This window comes from Variovorax sp. PAMC28562, from assembly GCF_014303735.1.
Lineage (GTDB): Bacteria > Pseudomonadota > Gammaproteobacteria > Burkholderiales > Burkholderiaceae_C > Variovorax.
Map to the genome: position 1 here is coordinate 1,247,478 of NZ_CP060296.1, position 14,441 is coordinate 1,261,918.

The following is a 14,441-nucleotide window of genomic DNA, read 5'->3' on the forward strand; positions in this document are numbered from 1 at the left end:
GGAATGGTCCTCGCCGCAGCAGGATGAACATGGGAAACGCATACATGCATGCAGCGTGCCAAGTCATAAAACCAATGAAATCAACGCCCTACGTCAAGCCGGCCTGGTCAATTTGTCCAAATGGTCCAAAGTGGATCGTTTGGCGCACGCCGGTTGTGCAGCCACGCACTGGCGCCGCCCGACCCCTTTTTGGATCAGCGAGCCTTGGGAGCCGGCGCAGCGACAGGTGCCGCTGTGACAGCAGGCGCGGCCGGCCGAGTGACCGCCTTCTTCACCGCATCGGGCAACTCGATCTTCACTTCGAGCACTTCGAGGTTGTCCTGCCTCTCGACATGCACCTTGAGGTCTTCGGGGCGGATCGACACGTACTTGGAGATCACTGCTAAAAGCTCGCGCTGCAGCTCGGGCAGATAGTCGGGTCGCTTGCTGTTGAGGCTGGATCGCTCGTGCGCCAGGATGATCTGCAGCCGCTCCTTGGCGACGTTGGCAGTCTTCTTTTTCTCTCCGAGGAGAAACGAGAAAAGCGACATGCTTACTTTCCTCCGAAGATGCGTTTGAAGAAGCTCGGTTTGTCAGCGTCGATGAAGCGCAGCGGACGGTCTTCGCCCAGAAAACGGGCGACCACGTCCTGGTAGGCCTCGGCCACGTCGGTGCCCTTGTCATGGATGGCGGGCACGCCCTGGTTGGACGCGTTGAGCACCGTCTCGGATTCGGGGATGACGCCGATCAGCTTGATGCGCAGGATGTCCTTGATGTCGTCGAGCGACAGCATCTGGCCGCCGGCTACGCGGTTCGGGTTGTAGCGCGTGATGAGCAGATGCTCCTTGATTGGGTCACCACCGTCGATCGCGCGCTTGGTCTTGCTGCCGAGCATGCCGAGGATGCGGTCGGAATCGCGCACCGAAGAGACTTCGGGATTGGTCACGATGAGCGCTTCGTCGGCGAAGTGCATGGCCATCATGGCGCCGGTCTCGATGCCGGCCGGCGAGTCGCACACGATGTAGTCGAAGTCCATGTTGGACAGGTCCTTGAGGACCTTCTCGACGCCCTCTTGCGTCAGCGCTTCCTTGTCGCGCGTTTGCGAGGCAGCCAGCACGAACAGGTTCTCGCACTGCTTGTCCTTGATCAATGCCTGGTTGAGGTTGGCCTCGCCCTGAATCACGTTGATGAGGTCGTACACCACGCGGCGTTCGCAACCCATGATGAGGTCGAGGTTGCGCAGGCCGACGTCGAAGTCGATCACAGCCGTCTTCTTGCCGGCCAGCGCCAGGCCGGATGCAAAGCTGGCGCTCGTCGTCGTCTTGCCGACGCCGCCCTTGCCCGAAGTCACCACCACAATTTTGGCCATGGCCATTCCTCTTTTATGTTTCTGTTCAGGCGATCGGATCGATCACCAATTTTTTGCCGTCCAGGCGGATGGTCGCCGGCTTGCCGAGCACATTGGCGGGCAGCGGAACCTCCGCGGTGCGGTAGATGCCCGCGATGGCCACCAGTTGCGCTTCGAGGCAGGTCGAAAAGATGCGCGCATCGATGTTGCCGCGAGCGCCCGCAATGGCTTTGCCACGCAACGGTGCGTACACATGGATGTTGCCATCGGCGATGACCTCGGCACCGAAGCTCACGACCGCGGTGACGATGACATCGCCGCCGCGTGCATAGACCTGCTGGCCCGAGCGCAGCGGCTTGTCGATGACGAGCGTGCCGTTGGCAGGCACGGGCACCTCACGCACGATTCGCGGTGCTTCCGGTGCAGCGGCAACCGCTTCTTGCGCTGGAGCCCGAGGCGCCGGGGACACCGGCATGGCCGCCAGCGACAGACCGGCCGCGCGTGCCGCGATGTTTTGCAGCTCGTTGCCACCTCGTACGGCAATGGGCTGCGTCTGGTGGCGCGCCAGCAGGCTGCGCAGCCGGGCGAAGTCGATGTCGGGCGCCGTACCGGTTTCTTGCAGCACAGACAGATCGATCACCACCGGCTCTTGCTCGAAGAAGTCGGGTGAGTCGGCGAGCTGCGCATCGAGCGCTTCAGCCAGTATCGCGAGGTCGGCGGTCTTGAGGATCACCGCGATCAGCGGGAGCGTGGCGCTCTTGAATTCGAAAACCGCCTTGGTGCGCGCGGCGGATGAATCGGCCATGGAAAACGTTCGTTCGAAAAGCTGGCGAGTCTACCGGGCTCGTTGCGACTGCCCGGCAAAAAGCAGGCCCGATGACCGGGACGACCTACACTTCTTGCATGCGGTTGCACTTTTTTAGCCGTCAGGCAAAGGCGACGCACTCCTACAGCGAAGCGTTTTGGCAGCGGCAGACTGCTTCACTTGGAAAAAAATACTTCTTCGACTACCGGCCCGTCAAGCATTGCCTTGCAGCCTATTCTGGATGTGCGGAAGGCACACCCCGGCGGCGTGCACTTCACTTACTCCGTGAGCGCCGTTGTGGTTCCGGAACAGGGCTCGCCCGGCGAGTTGTTCGACTCGGTCGAGCGCTGCCTTTACGACGCCGGGCTCGCGCTCCAGCACTACTTCGACGGCGTGCAAATTCGCTACGAGGGCATTGCACTCGGAACCTACGCCGTGTCGCGTTTGGTCAACGATCCGCTGGGCTTGTTCGATGATCTGCTGCAGCGCCTGATTGCAACTTTTCGCATGCGAACCCGAGGCTATGTCACGACCCCGCGTGTGTCGGGATTGGGCACCGTTTCCATGGCGGTTCCATCGGCCGTCATACCCGCGGTCGAACGAGTCGATTCGTAAGCCTCTTGGCGGTCGGCGTCAGCTCTTCGCCCCGTTCGCGTCTTTGGCGCCACCACGCGGCTGCAGCACCGCCATCGTGATGCGCGAGACGCAAGTCAATTCGCCGGCGTCGTTCTTCATGTCGATTTGCCACACCTGCGTGGTCCGACCACGGTGAACAGGGCGCGCCGTGGCCGTCACCCAGCCGCTGGTGGCAGAGCGCAGGTGGTTGGCGTTGATGTCCAGCCCCACCGCGCGGTCGCCTTCCGGGGCTGAATAGTGGGCACCGCAAGATCCCAGCGTTTCGGCCAGCACCACCGACACGCCGCCGTGCAGCAGGCCATACGGCTGGCGCGTGCGCACGTCGACCGGCACGCGACCGGTGATGAAGTCGTCGCCGACCTCGGTGAACTCCATGCCGAGGTGCTCGACCGCAGTGCCCACGTGGCTCTGGGTCAGTAGTTCTATCGAGATTTCTTTCTTCCAGATCCGCATGGGTGTTGCTCCAGTGAACGATTGCCGAAACTATAGCGACGGCGGCTGACAGGCCGCGGAGCCGCCGCACGCTAAGCTGAAACGATGACTCGCACCCAACGTTGGCTGACCGGAATCGCCGTGGCGTTGGGCGTGGTGGTGAGTGCGGTGGTCGTCACGGCCAGCGCGCTTTTACCGAGCGACGAAAAGATCGCAGCCGAGCTCAGCGCACGCTTCGAAGAGAACTTCGGCATCGGTCTCAAGATCGGCAGCGCGCACCGCACGCTGTGGCCCATGCCGACCTTGGTGCTGAACGAGCTGGCGACTGCGCAAGCGCAGCCCATCGTCGCCAGGCGCGTGATGCTCCGGCTGCGCGTCGCACCGCTGTGGCGCCGCGAGATCGCGTTCGACGCGGTCGATGTCGAAGGCGCCGTTTTTCCCAGTGCGTCGGTGCGGGCGTTTCGAGGGCGTGGCGGTGCCGGCAAACAAGACGACCTGGCGAAGAAACACCTGCCCAGCGAGTGGACGTTGGCATCGACACCGGTCGAGCAATTGCGCTGGCGCGACGTCCGCTGGATCGACCGGCGCGACATCTCACTCGCCTATGACGGCGAGGTCACCTTCGACGCCAGCTGGCGACCGCGGGTGGCGGCGATTCGACGGCTGGGCGTCGAGCCTGTGACGCAAGCCCGCGCCGAGCGCGTCGGCAGCAACGAGGATCGATGGCGCGTTCTCATGGAAGCCGGTGGCGGCACGTGGAACGGAGAAGCCAGGCTCGACACCACGCCCGCCGGACTGCTGCGTGTCACAGGTCGATTCGAAGCAAAGGCGATCGACATCGAGAGCCTGGTGAAAGCATTCGACCGGCGTGCGCCACTGGCCGGCAAACTTTCGGGCACGACCGAGATCGATGTCGAGGGCGAGCAGGTCACCGAGTTCGCCCGAAAGCTGCACACGCGCACGCGGTTCTCGGTCAAGCCCGCAGCGCTGACACGAATCGATCTCGCCAAAGCAGTCAGCACCGCCGGCATCAGCCGCGGCGGCCGCACGCCGCTCGATGAGCTCAGCGGCACGCTCGACACCCAAGGCACCGACGACGGCGTCGTCCTCAAGTACACCAACCTGAAGGCACGTTCCGGCGTGCTCACCGCCACGGGCAACGTGCGATTGTTCAACCGCAAGATCGATGGCGATGTGGCGGTCGACATCGTCGACGGCGTGGTCGGCGTGCCATTGAAAGTGGCTGGCACGGTCGATGAGCCGGAGGTGTCGCTGACTGGCGCTGCGCTCACCGGGGCTGCGATAGGTACCGCGGTGCTGCCGGGCGTGGGAACCGCGATCGGGGCGCGTATCGGGCAGAAGGTCGAGCAGATGTTCGGTGGGAAGAAGGACGATAGAGCGAAGGCCGGGGTGGGGCGGCCTTAGCTGCTTGGCTGGTTGTGTGCCGTTGCAGGCAATCAGACCCCCAGCCACCCAGCCAGTTCATCGGGCGCCGCACTCAATTCAGCGGAAGAGGACGCCAGCACGATGCGCCCCTTCTCCATCACCACCGCCCGGTCGGTATGGGCCAGCACGCGGCGCCAGTCGCGGTCCACGATGAGCGTCGCGATACCGGTGGCCCTGATGTCGCCGATCACGCGCCAGATCTCCGCGACCACCAGCGGCGCGAGTCCTTCGGTCGCTTCGTCGAGCACCAGCAGGCGCGGGTTCGTCATCAGGGCCCGGCCGATCGCGAGCATCTGCTGCTCGCCGCCCGACAGTTGCTGCCCGCCGAAATTGAGCCGCTCGGACAGCCGCGGAAAGGTCGCCATCACGCGCTCGAAAGTCCAGTCGCGAGCGCCGCCGATGCCCGCCCGTTCGCTCATCACCAGGTTCTCTCGCACCGACAGATTGGGGAAGATGCCGCGGCCCTCGGGCACGTAGCCGATGCCGCGTCGCGCCATCTTCTCCGGTGCGCTGCCGGTCACGTCGATGCCGTCGAGCAGTAAACGGCCCGACGCCGGCCGCACGTAGCCCATCAGCGTGCGGATGAGCGTGGTCTTGCCCATGCCGTTGCGCCCGAGCAAGCCGAGCGACGTGGCGGCAGGGAGTTCGATATCGACACCGCGCAGGATGTGGCTGTCGCCGTAGTACGTGTTGATGGCTTCGATCTGGAGCACGTCAATGTCCTTCGCCGAGGTAGGCGGTGCGCACATCGGCGTTGTTGCGGATCGCGGCCGGATCGCCGGTCGCGATGACGGTACCGTTCACCATCACCGTGATGCGATCGGCGATGCGAAACACCGCGTCCATGTCGTGCTCCACCAGCAGGATCGCATGCGTCTTTTTCAGACGCGTCAGCAAGGCGAGCATGCGTTCGGTTTCTTCAGCGCCCATGCCTGCGAGCGGTTCGTCGAGCAGCAGCACGCGCGGCTTCGTCGCCAGGCACATCGCGACTTCGAGCTGTCGCTTGGCACCGTGGCTCAGCGTACCGGCAATGCGCCCTGCATCGGCCTCGAGGCCGGCGGCAGCGAGTGCTTCTCCCGCCGCTGCATTGCTCGCCGCGCAACTGCCCGATGCCTGCCAGACCGCCCACGGCCGTGCCGTCGCGGCCTGCGCCGAAAGCCGGCAGTTCTCGTGCACGCTGAACTCCGGAAAGATCGTGGTGCGCTGGTAGCTGCGACCCACTCCGTCACGCGCGCGGCGCGACTGCGCGCGCGTCGTGATGTCGACACCATCGAGCGCCACGCGCCCGCTCGATGCGGCGATCTCGCCCGACAGCATGTTGATCAAAGTCGACTTGCCTGCGCCGTTGGTGCCGATCACCGCGTGGATTTCGCCGCGGTGCAGGTCGATGCTGACTGCGTTGACGGCGACGAGCCCGCCGAAGCGGCGCGTCAATGCATCGACGGACAACAGCGCGCTCATGCTGGCGCCCTCGTCATGTCGCCGCCCTCGGCGAGAGCCGCGCCGCGATGCCGATGATCCCCTTGGGCAGCAGTGCGACGAACGCGATGATCGACAGGCCCAGCGTCAGCTGCCAGTGATCCGCCAGCGGACCGACCACGGCGTGCGTCGACAACAGCTCCTTCAACAGCGTGAAGGCGACAGCACCGATCACTGCGCCGCGCAGGTGGCCGAGACCGCCCAGGATGATCATCAACAGCACCTCGCCGGAGTTGTGCCATGCCAGCAATTCAGGATTGACCACGCCGTCGCGTGCGGCCAGCAAGAAGCCCGCGAGCCCGGCCAGTGCGCCGGCAATGACGAAGGCCGCGAGCTTGTAGCCATACACCGGATAGCCCGCCGCCCGCATGCGCTGTTCGTTGACGCGGATGCCGGCCAGTGCCGCGCCGAACCGCGAGCGCCGGATCAACGCCAGCAAGCCGAAAGTGAACACCAGCGCCGCCAGCACGAAGTAGAACTGCATGCTGCGGTTCTCCATATCGAGCGCGCCCAGCGCGGGCCGCACGTACATGTAGATGCCGTCGCTGCCGCCGCCGAGCTTGGTGTCGTGGAACACGAAGAACGCCATCTGTGCGAAGGCCAGCGTGACCATGATGAAGTACACGCCGCGCGTGCGCAGGCTCAACGCACCGACCACCAGCGCATAGGCCGCTGCCGAGCCCATCGCGAGCGGCAGCAGCCATGCGATGGAGCCGCCTTCGGCGCCCGAGCCGAGCACCGTCGCGTAGGCACCGATGCCGTAGAACGCCGCATGGCCCAGGCTCACCAGCCCGGTCATGCCGACCAGCAGTTCGAGGCTCAGCGCAAAGATCGACAGGATCATCACCTTGACGATGAAATCCGAAACGTACGGGCTCAGCAGTGGGCCGAGCAGCGCCAGTGCAATGGCACAGGCGAGCGGAAGAAATCGGTTGAACTGGTGCATCAAGCCCTGCGCCCCATAAGACCTTCAGGCCGCCAGATCAGCACGATCGCCATCAGCACATAGATACCCATGCCGCTCACTTCGGCAAAGAGCACCTTGCCGAAGGTGTCGACGAAGCCGACCAGAAGCGATGCCACCAGTGCCCCGGTGATCGAGCCGATACCGCCGATCACCACGACCACGAAGCAGACGATGAGCACGCTGGCGCCCATGCCGGGATAGACCGAAGACATCGGTGCCGCGATCATCCCGGCCAATGCGGCGAGCGCTACGCCGGCGGCGAAGACGATGCGGTAGAGCTTGCGGATGTCGATGCCCAGGCCGCGCACCATGTCGCGGTTGCTGCCACCAGCGCGAATCATCATGCCCAACCGCGTGCGGTTCACGACGAAGTAGAGAGCGGCCGCCAGCACGATGCAGGCGGCCGATGCGAAGAGCCGATACCACGGGTAGCTCATGAGGTCGCCGAGCGCGAAGCTGCCTTCGAGCCACGGTGGCGCCTTGACGCCGTGCACGTCGTTGCCGACGAGGATCGAGCGCACCTCTTCGAACATCAGGATGAGGCCGTAGGTCATCAGCACTTGCTGCAAATGGTCGCGCTGGTACAGGTAGCTGAAGAAGGCCCATTCGAGCAGATAGCCGAACACCGCAGCGAGCACCACGCCGGCCAGCAGCATGACTATGAACTGGTCGCCGAAGAGCGGTGCCAGCGCGAACGCCATGTAGGCACCCAGCATGTAGAAGCTGCCGTGTGCCAGATTGATGACGCCCATGATCCCGAAGATCAGCGTCAGCCCCGACGCCACCAGGAACAGCAGCAAGCCGTACTGCACGGCGTTCAGGCACTGGACGAGAAAGGTCCCCAATTCCACGCGGTCGATCTCGCTTCAGGCCATCACATGCGGCAGCCGCGGGCCGGGTCGGCCAAAGCCTTGCTGGCAATGCTGATCATCTTGTTTTCCTTGCCCTCGACCTTGCGCAGATAGATGTCCTGCACCGGGTTGTGCGACTTGCTGATGGAGAACGCGCCGCGTGGGCTGTCGATCTTCGTCTTCTCGATAGCGGCTGCGAACTCGGCCTTCTTCGAGATGTCGCCCTTGACCGCGGCGAGGCCGATGCCGAGCATCTGCGCCGCGTCGTAGCCCTGCACCGCATACACGTCGGGCTGCAGCTTGAACATCTTGGCGTAGGCCGTGCGAAAGCTCGTGTCGCGCGGTGTGTTGAGGCCATCGGCGTAATGCAGCGCGGTCAGGATGCCCTGCGCCGCGTCGCCCTGCGCATCCAGCGTGCCATCCGTCAGGAAGCCGGGGCCGTACAGCGGGATGGTCTTGTTGAGACCTGCCGCGGCATAGTCCTTGACGAACTTCACCGCGCCACCGCCTGCGAAGAAGGCGAAGACGGCATCCGGCTTGGCCGCCGCGATCTCGGTCAGCAGCGCCTGGAACTCGACATTGGGGAACGGCACGTTGAGCTGCTTGCTGACCTGCCCGCCGTTCTTCTCGAAGCCTTCCTTGAAGCCGTTGACCGCTTCGTCACCTGCCGCGTACTTCCAGGTGATGGTGATCGCCTTCTTCTTTTTTTCCTGCCTGGCTGCGACCTCGCCCATGGCGTAGGCGGGCTGCCAGTTGGTGAACGAACTGCGGAAGATGTTGGGCGCGCACATCGGGCCCGTCACTGCATCCGCGCCGGCGTTAGGCACGATCAGGATCGTGCCGCTCTCCTTCGCCGCCTTGGCCATCGCCATCGCCACACCCGAGTGCACTGTGCCGACAATGACATCGACGTTGTCGCGCTTGATCAGCTTGTTGACGTTGTCGGTGGCTTTGGACGGATCGGACTCGTCGTCGACCTTCACGTACTCGATCTCGCGGCCACCGAGCTTGCCGCCTTGCTCTTCGACGCGCAGCTTGAAGCCGTTTTCAATCGCGACACCCAGCGCGGTGTAGGTGCCGCTGTAGGGCAGCATCAGCCCGACCTTGAGTTTGGCTTGCTGTGCATGACCGAGCGTGGCGATGCAGGCCAAAGTCAACGCCGTGAACGTGGCACGTGCGGCGCAGGTGAAGCGAGGGGTCATGAAAGTCTCCTTTTATTGATGAACGAAACGGTCGCCAATATGGCTTGTTCCGGCTGATCGCGATGCGGGGAATGCCCGCAGTCGGCCAGCTCGAGCAACTCGGTTTGCGGCAGGCGCCGCTTGATGCCGCGAATCTGTTGAAGCGTGCCGTATTCGTCGTCGACGCCCTGCATCGCCAGCACTGGGCAGTCGATGCCGGTCAGCTCGGCCTCGATGTTCCAGTGCCTGAAACTCTGGTGCAGCCAGATGCGGCTCCATCCCAGAAAGGCCGAGTCGGCGCTGTCGTGATAGCGACCCAGTCGCTGCGGCAGGTCAGTGGTCTCGTAGGCTGCGCGCGCCTGTTCGATGGCCTGCACCGTCTTGTCTTCGACAAGGATGTGCGGCGCGGCGACCACGAGGCCCGCCACCTGTTCGGGCGAATGGGCGGCGAACAGCAGCGCGATGGAGCCGCCATCGCTGTGGCCGAACAACCAGATGGGTTCGTTGATGCCGAGGGCGCCCAGCAGCCTGGGCAGCACCTCTTGCGCCTGCCGGTGCATGAAGTCGAGCTCCCATTTCTCGTTGACGCCGCGGGGTGTGGAGCGACCGTAGCCGGGGCGCGAAAACACCAGCCCCCGAAAGCCGCCCGCCTCGCACAGCCGCTGCGGGAAATCCTTCCACATCGCAACCGAGCCGAGGCCTTCGTGCAGAAACACGATCAACGGTGCACCGACGCGCTCGGGCGCGATGCGCACGACCTCGATGCGCACCGCGCGCTCGCGCCACTGGAGGGTGGCGAATTCGCAATCCGACGTCACGCGGCCTGTTCCCGCTCGCGCAGGCGGAAGCGCTGGATCTTGCCGGTGGCGGTCTTGGGCAGTTCGTCGACGAACTCGATGAAGCGTGGGTATTTGTAGGGCGCCAGTCGGTTTTTGACGAAGGCCTTGAGCTCGTCGTCGCTGGCGGTCTGGCCGGCCTTGAGCACCACGTAGGCCTTGGTCTTGGTCAAGCCGTCCGCATCCGGTTTGCCGATCACCGCGGCTTCGAGCACGGCCGGGTGCAGCATCAGCGTCGACTCGACCTCGAAGGGCGAAACGTAGATCCCGCTGACCTTCAGCATGTCGTCGCTGCGGCCGGCATAGGTGTAGTAGCCGTCTGCATCGCGCGAGTATTTGTCGCCGCTCTGGGTCCAGCCGTCCTTGAAGGTGGCGGCTGTTTTTTCGGGATTGGCCCAGTACATCAGCGCGGCGCTCGGGCCTTTGATGTAGAGGTCGCCGACCTCGCCGTCGGCCACGGCGTTGCCGTCTTCACCGCGCAGCTCGATCGCATAGCCTTCGACCGGCTTGCCCGTGGTGCCGTAACGAATGTCGCCCGGCCGGTTCGAGATGAAGACGTGCAGCATCTCGGTGGAACCGATGCCGTCGATGATTTCGCAGTCGTAGTGCGCCTTGAAGCGCTGTGCGATCTCGCCCGGCAAAGCTTCGCCGGCAGACGAGCACATGCGCAGTGCGACGGTGTCGGCCATCGGCAATGCAGGCGAGGCGAGCATGCCCGCGAAGCCGGTCGGCGCGCCGAAGAAGACGGTCGGCTTCATCGCCGCAGCTACGCCGTGCGCGGCATTGCCGGTCCAGCGCTTGAACGTGGCATCGGGCGTCGGGCGTTCGGCCATCAGCACCACGGTCGCACCCACCGACAGCGGAAAGGTCAGTGCGTTGCCCAGCCCATAGGCGAAGTACAGCTTGGCGGCCGAGAAACACACGTCGTCTTCGGTCAGCGCCAGCACCGGCTTGCCGAACAGTTCTGCCGTCCACCACAGGCTGCCGTGCGCGTGCACCGTGCCCTTGGGGCGCCCGGTCGAGCCGGAGGAATAGAGCCAGAAGGCGTGGTCGGTCGGCTCGGTTGCCAGCGGCTCGGCCATCGGCATGTGGCTGGCGATCATCGAGTCGAAATCCAGTGCGCCGTCGGGCAGTGTGGTGATCGGATGCGATACGAAGAGCCGACGCAGCGCGTGCGGTGCGCGCGACATGCCGTCCTGCAACACCGGCAGCAAGGCGCCCGACACCAGCGCCGCGACCGAGCCGCTGTGGTCCAGCATGTAGGCGTAGTCGTCTGCCGTGAGCAGTGTGTTGACGGCCACCGGCACCACGCCGGCATACAGGCAACCGAGGAAACTGACGGGCCAGTCGATGCTGTCGAGTTGCAGCAGCAGTACGCGCTCCCCGCGCCTGATTCCCGCAGTGAGGAGTGCGGTGGCAAAACGACGTGCCCGATCTTCGAGCTGGCCGTAGCTGAGCGCGCCATGGTCGTCGAGGTAAGCAGTTTTTTGCGCACGTCCGCGGTTCAGTGCAAACAGGTGCTCTGAAAAATTGAAGGGGCTCGGCAGGCTCATCGTGGGTCTCCGTCTCGATCACTTGCGGTATCAGTTCATGTGCAGTATCTTGCTTGTGCACGCACCATAAGCACGGCCCCATAGGGTGTCAAGCAATATAGTGCATGTATGGTGTTTACCCCGAGGGATCGAATGAACGAGCAAGTCGAGGCGGTGCTGTCGGCACCCGAAGAGATCGCGGAGAGCGAGGAAAAGAATCCACTGCTGGTGGCGCTGGGCGACCGGGTGCGCAACCTGCGCGCCCAACGCGGGCTCACGCGCAAGGCGGTGGCGAAGACAGCCGGCGTGTCGGAGCGGCACCTGGCCAACCTCGAATACGGCACCGGCAATGCATCGATCCTGGTGTTGCAGCAGGTCGCGACCGCACTGCACTGCCCGCTGGCCGAGCTGGTCGGCGACTTCACGACGAGTTCGCCTGAATGGCTGTTGATTCGAGAGCTGCTGGAGCACCGCGACGAGGCCGATCTGCGCCGCGTGCGCGTGGCCATCGGTGAGCTGCTCGGCACCGCGGGCGTCGACGCGGCACGGCACCGGCGCATCGCGCTCGTGGGCCTGCGCGGCGCAGGAAAATCCACGCTCGGCCAAATGCTCGCGGACGAGCTGGAACTGCCCTTTGTCGAGCTCAGCCGCGAGGTCGAAAAGCTGGCCGGCTGCAGCGTGCGTGAGATCCACGATTTGTATGGCACCAACGCCTATCGCCGCTACGAGCGGCGTGCGCTGGAAGAGGCGATCCAGATCTATGGCGAGGTCGTCATCGCGACGCCGGGCGGCATCGTGTCGGACCCGGCCACCTTCAATGAACTGCTGGCGCATTGCACCACCGTGTGGCTGCAGGCCGCACCCGAAGAGCACATGGGCCGGGTGGTCGCGCAGGGCGACACGCGGCCCATGGCGGCCAGCAAGGAAGCGATGCAGGACCTCAAGCGCATTCTCGACGGCCGGGCGGCTTTCTATTCGAAGGCCGACCTGACGATCGACACGCACGGCCAGACGCTGCAGCAAAGTTTCGACGCGCTGCGCAGCGCGGTGCTGCCTGTGGTCGGCGCGCAAAACGGCACCTGAGGCCGATTTTGAAATAAGGCATTCCAGTCGTCGGGCGGTATTGACTCGCTCCGTTGCATGCACGATCATGCATGCGATCGGAGAAAGACGGCGCACGGACATGCACTATCTTTCATGTTTGCCAAAGTCTTCAGGAGATAACCCACCATGAGCGACCTTTCTCAGCCCCTGCAGCTCCACCTGGCTCCGCAACCGCCCCGCGTCGATTACCGGACCGACCCCACCCAGTACCGCCACTGGAAGCTGGACGTCGAAGGCGCCGTGGCCCGCCTGTCGCTCGACATCGCCGAGGACGGCGGCATCCGCCCCGGCTACAAGCTCAAGCTCAACAGCTACGACCTGGGCGTCGACATCGAACTGAGCGATGCGCTGAACCGCGTGCGCTTCGAGCATCCGGAAGTGAAGTCGGTCATCGTCACCAGCGCCAAGGACCGCATCTTTTGTTCGGGCGCCAACATCTTCATGCTGGGCGTGTCGAGCCACGCCTGGAAGGTCAACTTCTGCAAGTTCACCAATGAAACGCGCAACGGCATCGAAGACACGTCGAAGCATTCGGGCCTCAAGTTCCTGGCCGCAGTCAACGGTGCCTGCGCCGGTGGCGGTTATGAACTGGCGCTGGCCTGCGACGAGATCGTGCTGGTCGACGACCGCTCGTCTTCGGTGTCGCTGCCCGAGGTGCCGCTGCTCGGCGTGCTGCCCGGCACCGGCGGCCTGACGCGCGTGACCGACAAGCGCCATGTGCGGCACGATCTGGCCGACATTTTCTGCACCAGCGTCGAAGGCGTGCGCGGCCAGCGCGCGGTCGACTGGCGACTGGTCGATGCCATCGCCAAGCCGGCACAGTTCGCGGCAGCGGTGCAGGAGCGGGCTGCGAAGTTGGGCGAGGGCAGCCTGCGTTCCGGCGTTGCAGGCAAGGGCGTGCCGCTGACCCGCATCGAGCGCACCGACAGCGCCGACGGCATCGCCTACGAGCATGTCACGGTCGTCATCGACCGCACGCGCCGCACCGCGACGCTGACGGTCAAGGCGCCGCCGTCGGCCCAGCCGACCGACATCGCCGGCATCGAGGCGGCAGGTGCTGCGTGGTGGCCATTGGCGATGTGCCGCCAGCTCGACGACGCGATCCTCAATCTGCGCACCAACGAACTCGACATCGGCACCTGGCTCCTGAAAACCGAAGGCGACGCGCAAGCCGTGCTCGCCAGCGACGCGACATTGCTCGCCCACAAAGACCATTGGCTGGTGCGCGAAACCATCGGTGCGCTGCGTCGAACGCTGGCGCGGCTCGATGTGTCGTCGCGCAGCCTGTTCGCGCTGGTCGAGCCGGGCTCGTGCTTTGCCGGCACGCTGGCCGAAATCGCCTTTGCAGCCGACCGCAGCTACATGCTGGCGCTGCCCGACGATGCCGCCAAGGCACCGAAGCTCACGCTCAACGAATTCAACTTCGGCTTCTATCCGATGGTGAACGACCAGAGTCGGCTGCAGCGCCGCTTCTACGAAGAGGCTGCGCCGCTCGAAGCGGTGCGCGGCGCGGCGGGTCAAGCGCTCGATGCCGACGCTGCACTCGCGCTCGGACTGGTCACCGCCGCACCGGACGACATCGATTGGAACGACGAGATCCGCATCGCGATCGAAGAGCGCGCTGCCATGTCGCCCGACTCGCTGACCGGCCTCGAAGCCAACTTGCGTTTCGCCAGCAAGGAGAACATGAACACGCGCATCTTCGGCCGGCTCACCGCCTGGCAGAACTGGATCTTCCAGCGCCCCAACGCCGTCGGCCCCAAGGGTGCGCTGAAGGTCTACGGCACGGGCGAAAAGGCCGGCTTCGACACAACCCGTGTCTGAACTACATCCACAGAGACAACC

The 14,441-nt window shown here is 64.6% G+C and carries 14 protein-coding genes and 1 pseudogene; 4 read left to right on the forward strand and 11 right to left on the reverse strand.

The features are described from left to right. Positions 1 to 278: 278 nt before the first annotated feature. From minE to minC, 3 genes and pseudogenes are all read right to left on the reverse strand, one after another. Positions 279 to 530: pseudogene (gene minE / locus H7F36_RS05910) on the reverse strand (cell division topological specificity factor MinE); the annotation flags it as partial. Positions 531 to 532: 2 nt separating this feature from the next. Then, entirely contained in the window at positions 533 to 1,348 is an 816-nt protein-coding gene (gene minD / locus H7F36_RS05915) for a septum site-determining protein MinD (protein ID WP_187053804.1), read from the reverse strand. A gap of 25 nt (positions 1,349 to 1,373) precedes the next feature. Further along, positions 1,374 to 2,132 (reverse strand): septum site-determining protein MinC, encoded by a 759-nt coding sequence (minC, locus tag H7F36_RS05920; protein WP_187053805.1) that lies wholly within the window; start codon positions 2,130 to 2,132, stop codon positions 1,374 to 1,376. Positions 2,133 to 2,357: 225 nt separating this feature from the next. On the opposite strand from minC, the gene H7F36_RS05925 reads away from it, so the two are divergent. Continuing rightward, on the forward strand, positions 2,358 to 2,747 hold the full coding sequence (locus H7F36_RS05925) for a hypothetical protein (protein ID WP_187053806.1): 390 nt from the start codon (positions 2,358 to 2,360) through the stop codon (positions 2,745 to 2,747). Positions 2,748 to 2,765: 18 nt separating this feature from the next. On the opposite strand, the gene H7F36_RS05930 is transcribed toward H7F36_RS05925, so the two are convergent. Further along, on the reverse strand, positions 2,766 to 3,221 hold the full coding sequence (locus tag H7F36_RS05930) for a hotdog fold thioesterase (protein ID WP_187053807.1): 456 nt from the start codon (positions 3,219 to 3,221) through the stop codon (positions 2,766 to 2,768). An 84-nt stretch (positions 3,222 to 3,305) separates the two neighbouring features. On the opposite strand from H7F36_RS05930, the gene H7F36_RS05935 reads away from it, so the two are divergent. Then, entirely contained in the window at positions 3,306 to 4,625 is a 1,320-nt protein-coding gene (locus H7F36_RS05935) for an AsmA-like C-terminal region-containing protein (RefSeq protein ID WP_187053808.1), read from the forward strand. Positions 4,626 to 4,657: 32 nt separating this feature from the next. On the opposite strand, the gene H7F36_RS05940 is transcribed toward H7F36_RS05935, so the two are convergent. Genes H7F36_RS05940 through H7F36_RS05970 form a run of 7 tightly spaced genes read right to left on the reverse strand, consistent with a single transcriptional unit; the run spans position 4,658 to position 11,513 of the window. Next, positions 4,658 to 5,359 (reverse strand): ABC transporter ATP-binding protein, encoded by a 702-nt coding sequence (locus H7F36_RS05940; protein ID WP_187053809.1) that lies wholly within the window; start codon positions 5,357 to 5,359, stop codon positions 4,658 to 4,660. Between the two features lies 1 nt (position 5,360). After that, positions 5,361 to 6,107: an ABC transporter ATP-binding protein gene (locus H7F36_RS05945; RefSeq protein ID WP_187053810.1), complete on the reverse strand. Its 747-nt coding sequence runs from the start codon at positions 6,105 to 6,107 to the stop codon at positions 5,361 to 5,363. A gap of 13 nt (positions 6,108 to 6,120) precedes the next feature. Then, the gene (locus H7F36_RS05950; RefSeq protein WP_187053811.1) at positions 6,121 to 7,071 is read right to left on the reverse strand and encodes a branched-chain amino acid ABC transporter permease; all 951 of its coding nucleotides are present in this window, start codon (positions 7,069 to 7,071) and stop codon (positions 6,121 to 6,123) included. Continuing rightward, entirely contained in the window at positions 7,071 to 7,943 is an 873-nt protein-coding gene (locus H7F36_RS05955) for a branched-chain amino acid ABC transporter permease (protein WP_187053812.1), read from the reverse strand. The genes H7F36_RS05950 and H7F36_RS05955 overlap by 1 nt, the downstream gene beginning before the upstream one ends. Positions 7,944 to 7,966: 23 nt before the next feature. Continuing rightward, on the reverse strand, positions 7,967 to 9,145 hold the full coding sequence (locus tag H7F36_RS05960) for an ABC transporter substrate-binding protein (RefSeq protein WP_187053813.1): 1,179 nt from the start codon (positions 9,143 to 9,145) through the stop codon (positions 7,967 to 7,969). After that, positions 9,142 to 9,942, reverse strand: a complete 801-nt coding sequence (locus H7F36_RS05965; protein WP_187053814.1) for an alpha/beta fold hydrolase — start codon at positions 9,940 to 9,942, stop codon at positions 9,142 to 9,144. The genes H7F36_RS05960 and H7F36_RS05965 overlap by 4 nt, the downstream gene beginning before the upstream one ends. Beyond that, positions 9,939 to 11,513, reverse strand: coding sequence for a benzoate-CoA ligase family protein (locus H7F36_RS05970; RefSeq protein ID WP_187053815.1), 1,575 nt, complete (start codon positions 11,511 to 11,513; stop codon positions 9,939 to 9,941). The genes H7F36_RS05965 and H7F36_RS05970 overlap by 4 nt, the downstream gene beginning before the upstream one ends. Before the next feature lie 132 nt (positions 11,514 to 11,645). On the opposite strand from H7F36_RS05970, the gene H7F36_RS05975 reads away from it, so the two are divergent. After that, positions 11,646 to 12,575: a helix-turn-helix transcriptional regulator gene (locus H7F36_RS05975; RefSeq protein WP_187053816.1), complete on the forward strand. Its 930-nt coding sequence runs from the start codon at positions 11,646 to 11,648 to the stop codon at positions 12,573 to 12,575. 147 nt (positions 12,576 to 12,722) lie between these two features. Further along, the gene (gene boxC / locus H7F36_RS05980; RefSeq protein ID WP_187053817.1) at positions 12,723 to 14,420 is read left to right on the forward strand and encodes a 2,3-epoxybenzoyl-CoA dihydrolase; all 1,698 of its coding nucleotides are present in this window, start codon (positions 12,723 to 12,725) and stop codon (positions 14,418 to 14,420) included. The last annotated feature ends 21 nt before the right edge of the window (positions 14,421 to 14,441 follow it).

Bases quoted from the DNA above. Each gene is read 5' to 3' on its own strand.
- minD (WP_187053804.1), bottom strand. From the start codon at position 1,348: ATGGCCAAAATTGTGGTGGTGACTTCGGGCAAGGGCGGCGTCGGCAAG.
- minC (WP_187053805.1), bottom strand. From the start codon at position 2,132: ATGGCCGATTCATCCGCCGCGCGCACCAAGGCGGTTTTCGAATTCAAG.
- H7F36_RS05930 (WP_187053807.1), bottom strand. From the start codon at position 3,221: ATGCGGATCTGGAAGAAAGAAATCTCGATAGAACTACTGACCCAGAGC.
- H7F36_RS05935 (WP_187053808.1), top strand. From the start codon at position 3,306: ATGACTCGCACCCAACGTTGGCTGACCGGAATCGCCGTGGCGTTGGGC.
- H7F36_RS05945 (WP_187053810.1), bottom strand. From the start codon at position 6,107: ATGAGCGCGCTGTTGTCCGTCGATGCATTGACGCGCCGCTTCGGCGGG.
- H7F36_RS05950 (WP_187053811.1), bottom strand. From the start codon at position 7,071: ATGCACCAGTTCAACCGATTTCTTCCGCTCGCCTGTGCCATTGCACTG.
- H7F36_RS05960 (WP_187053813.1), bottom strand. From the start codon at position 9,145: ATGACCCCTCGCTTCACCTGCGCCGCACGTGCCACGTTCACGGCGTTG.
- H7F36_RS05970 (WP_187053815.1), bottom strand. From the start codon at position 11,513: ATGAGCCTGCCGAGCCCCTTCAATTTTTCAGAGCACCTGTTTGCACTG.
- H7F36_RS05975 (WP_187053816.1), top strand. From the start codon at position 11,646: ATGAACGAGCAAGTCGAGGCGGTGCTGTCGGCACCCGAAGAGATCGCG.
- boxC (WP_187053817.1), top strand. From the start codon at position 12,723: ATGAGCGACCTTTCTCAGCCCCTGCAGCTCCACCTGGCTCCGCAACCG.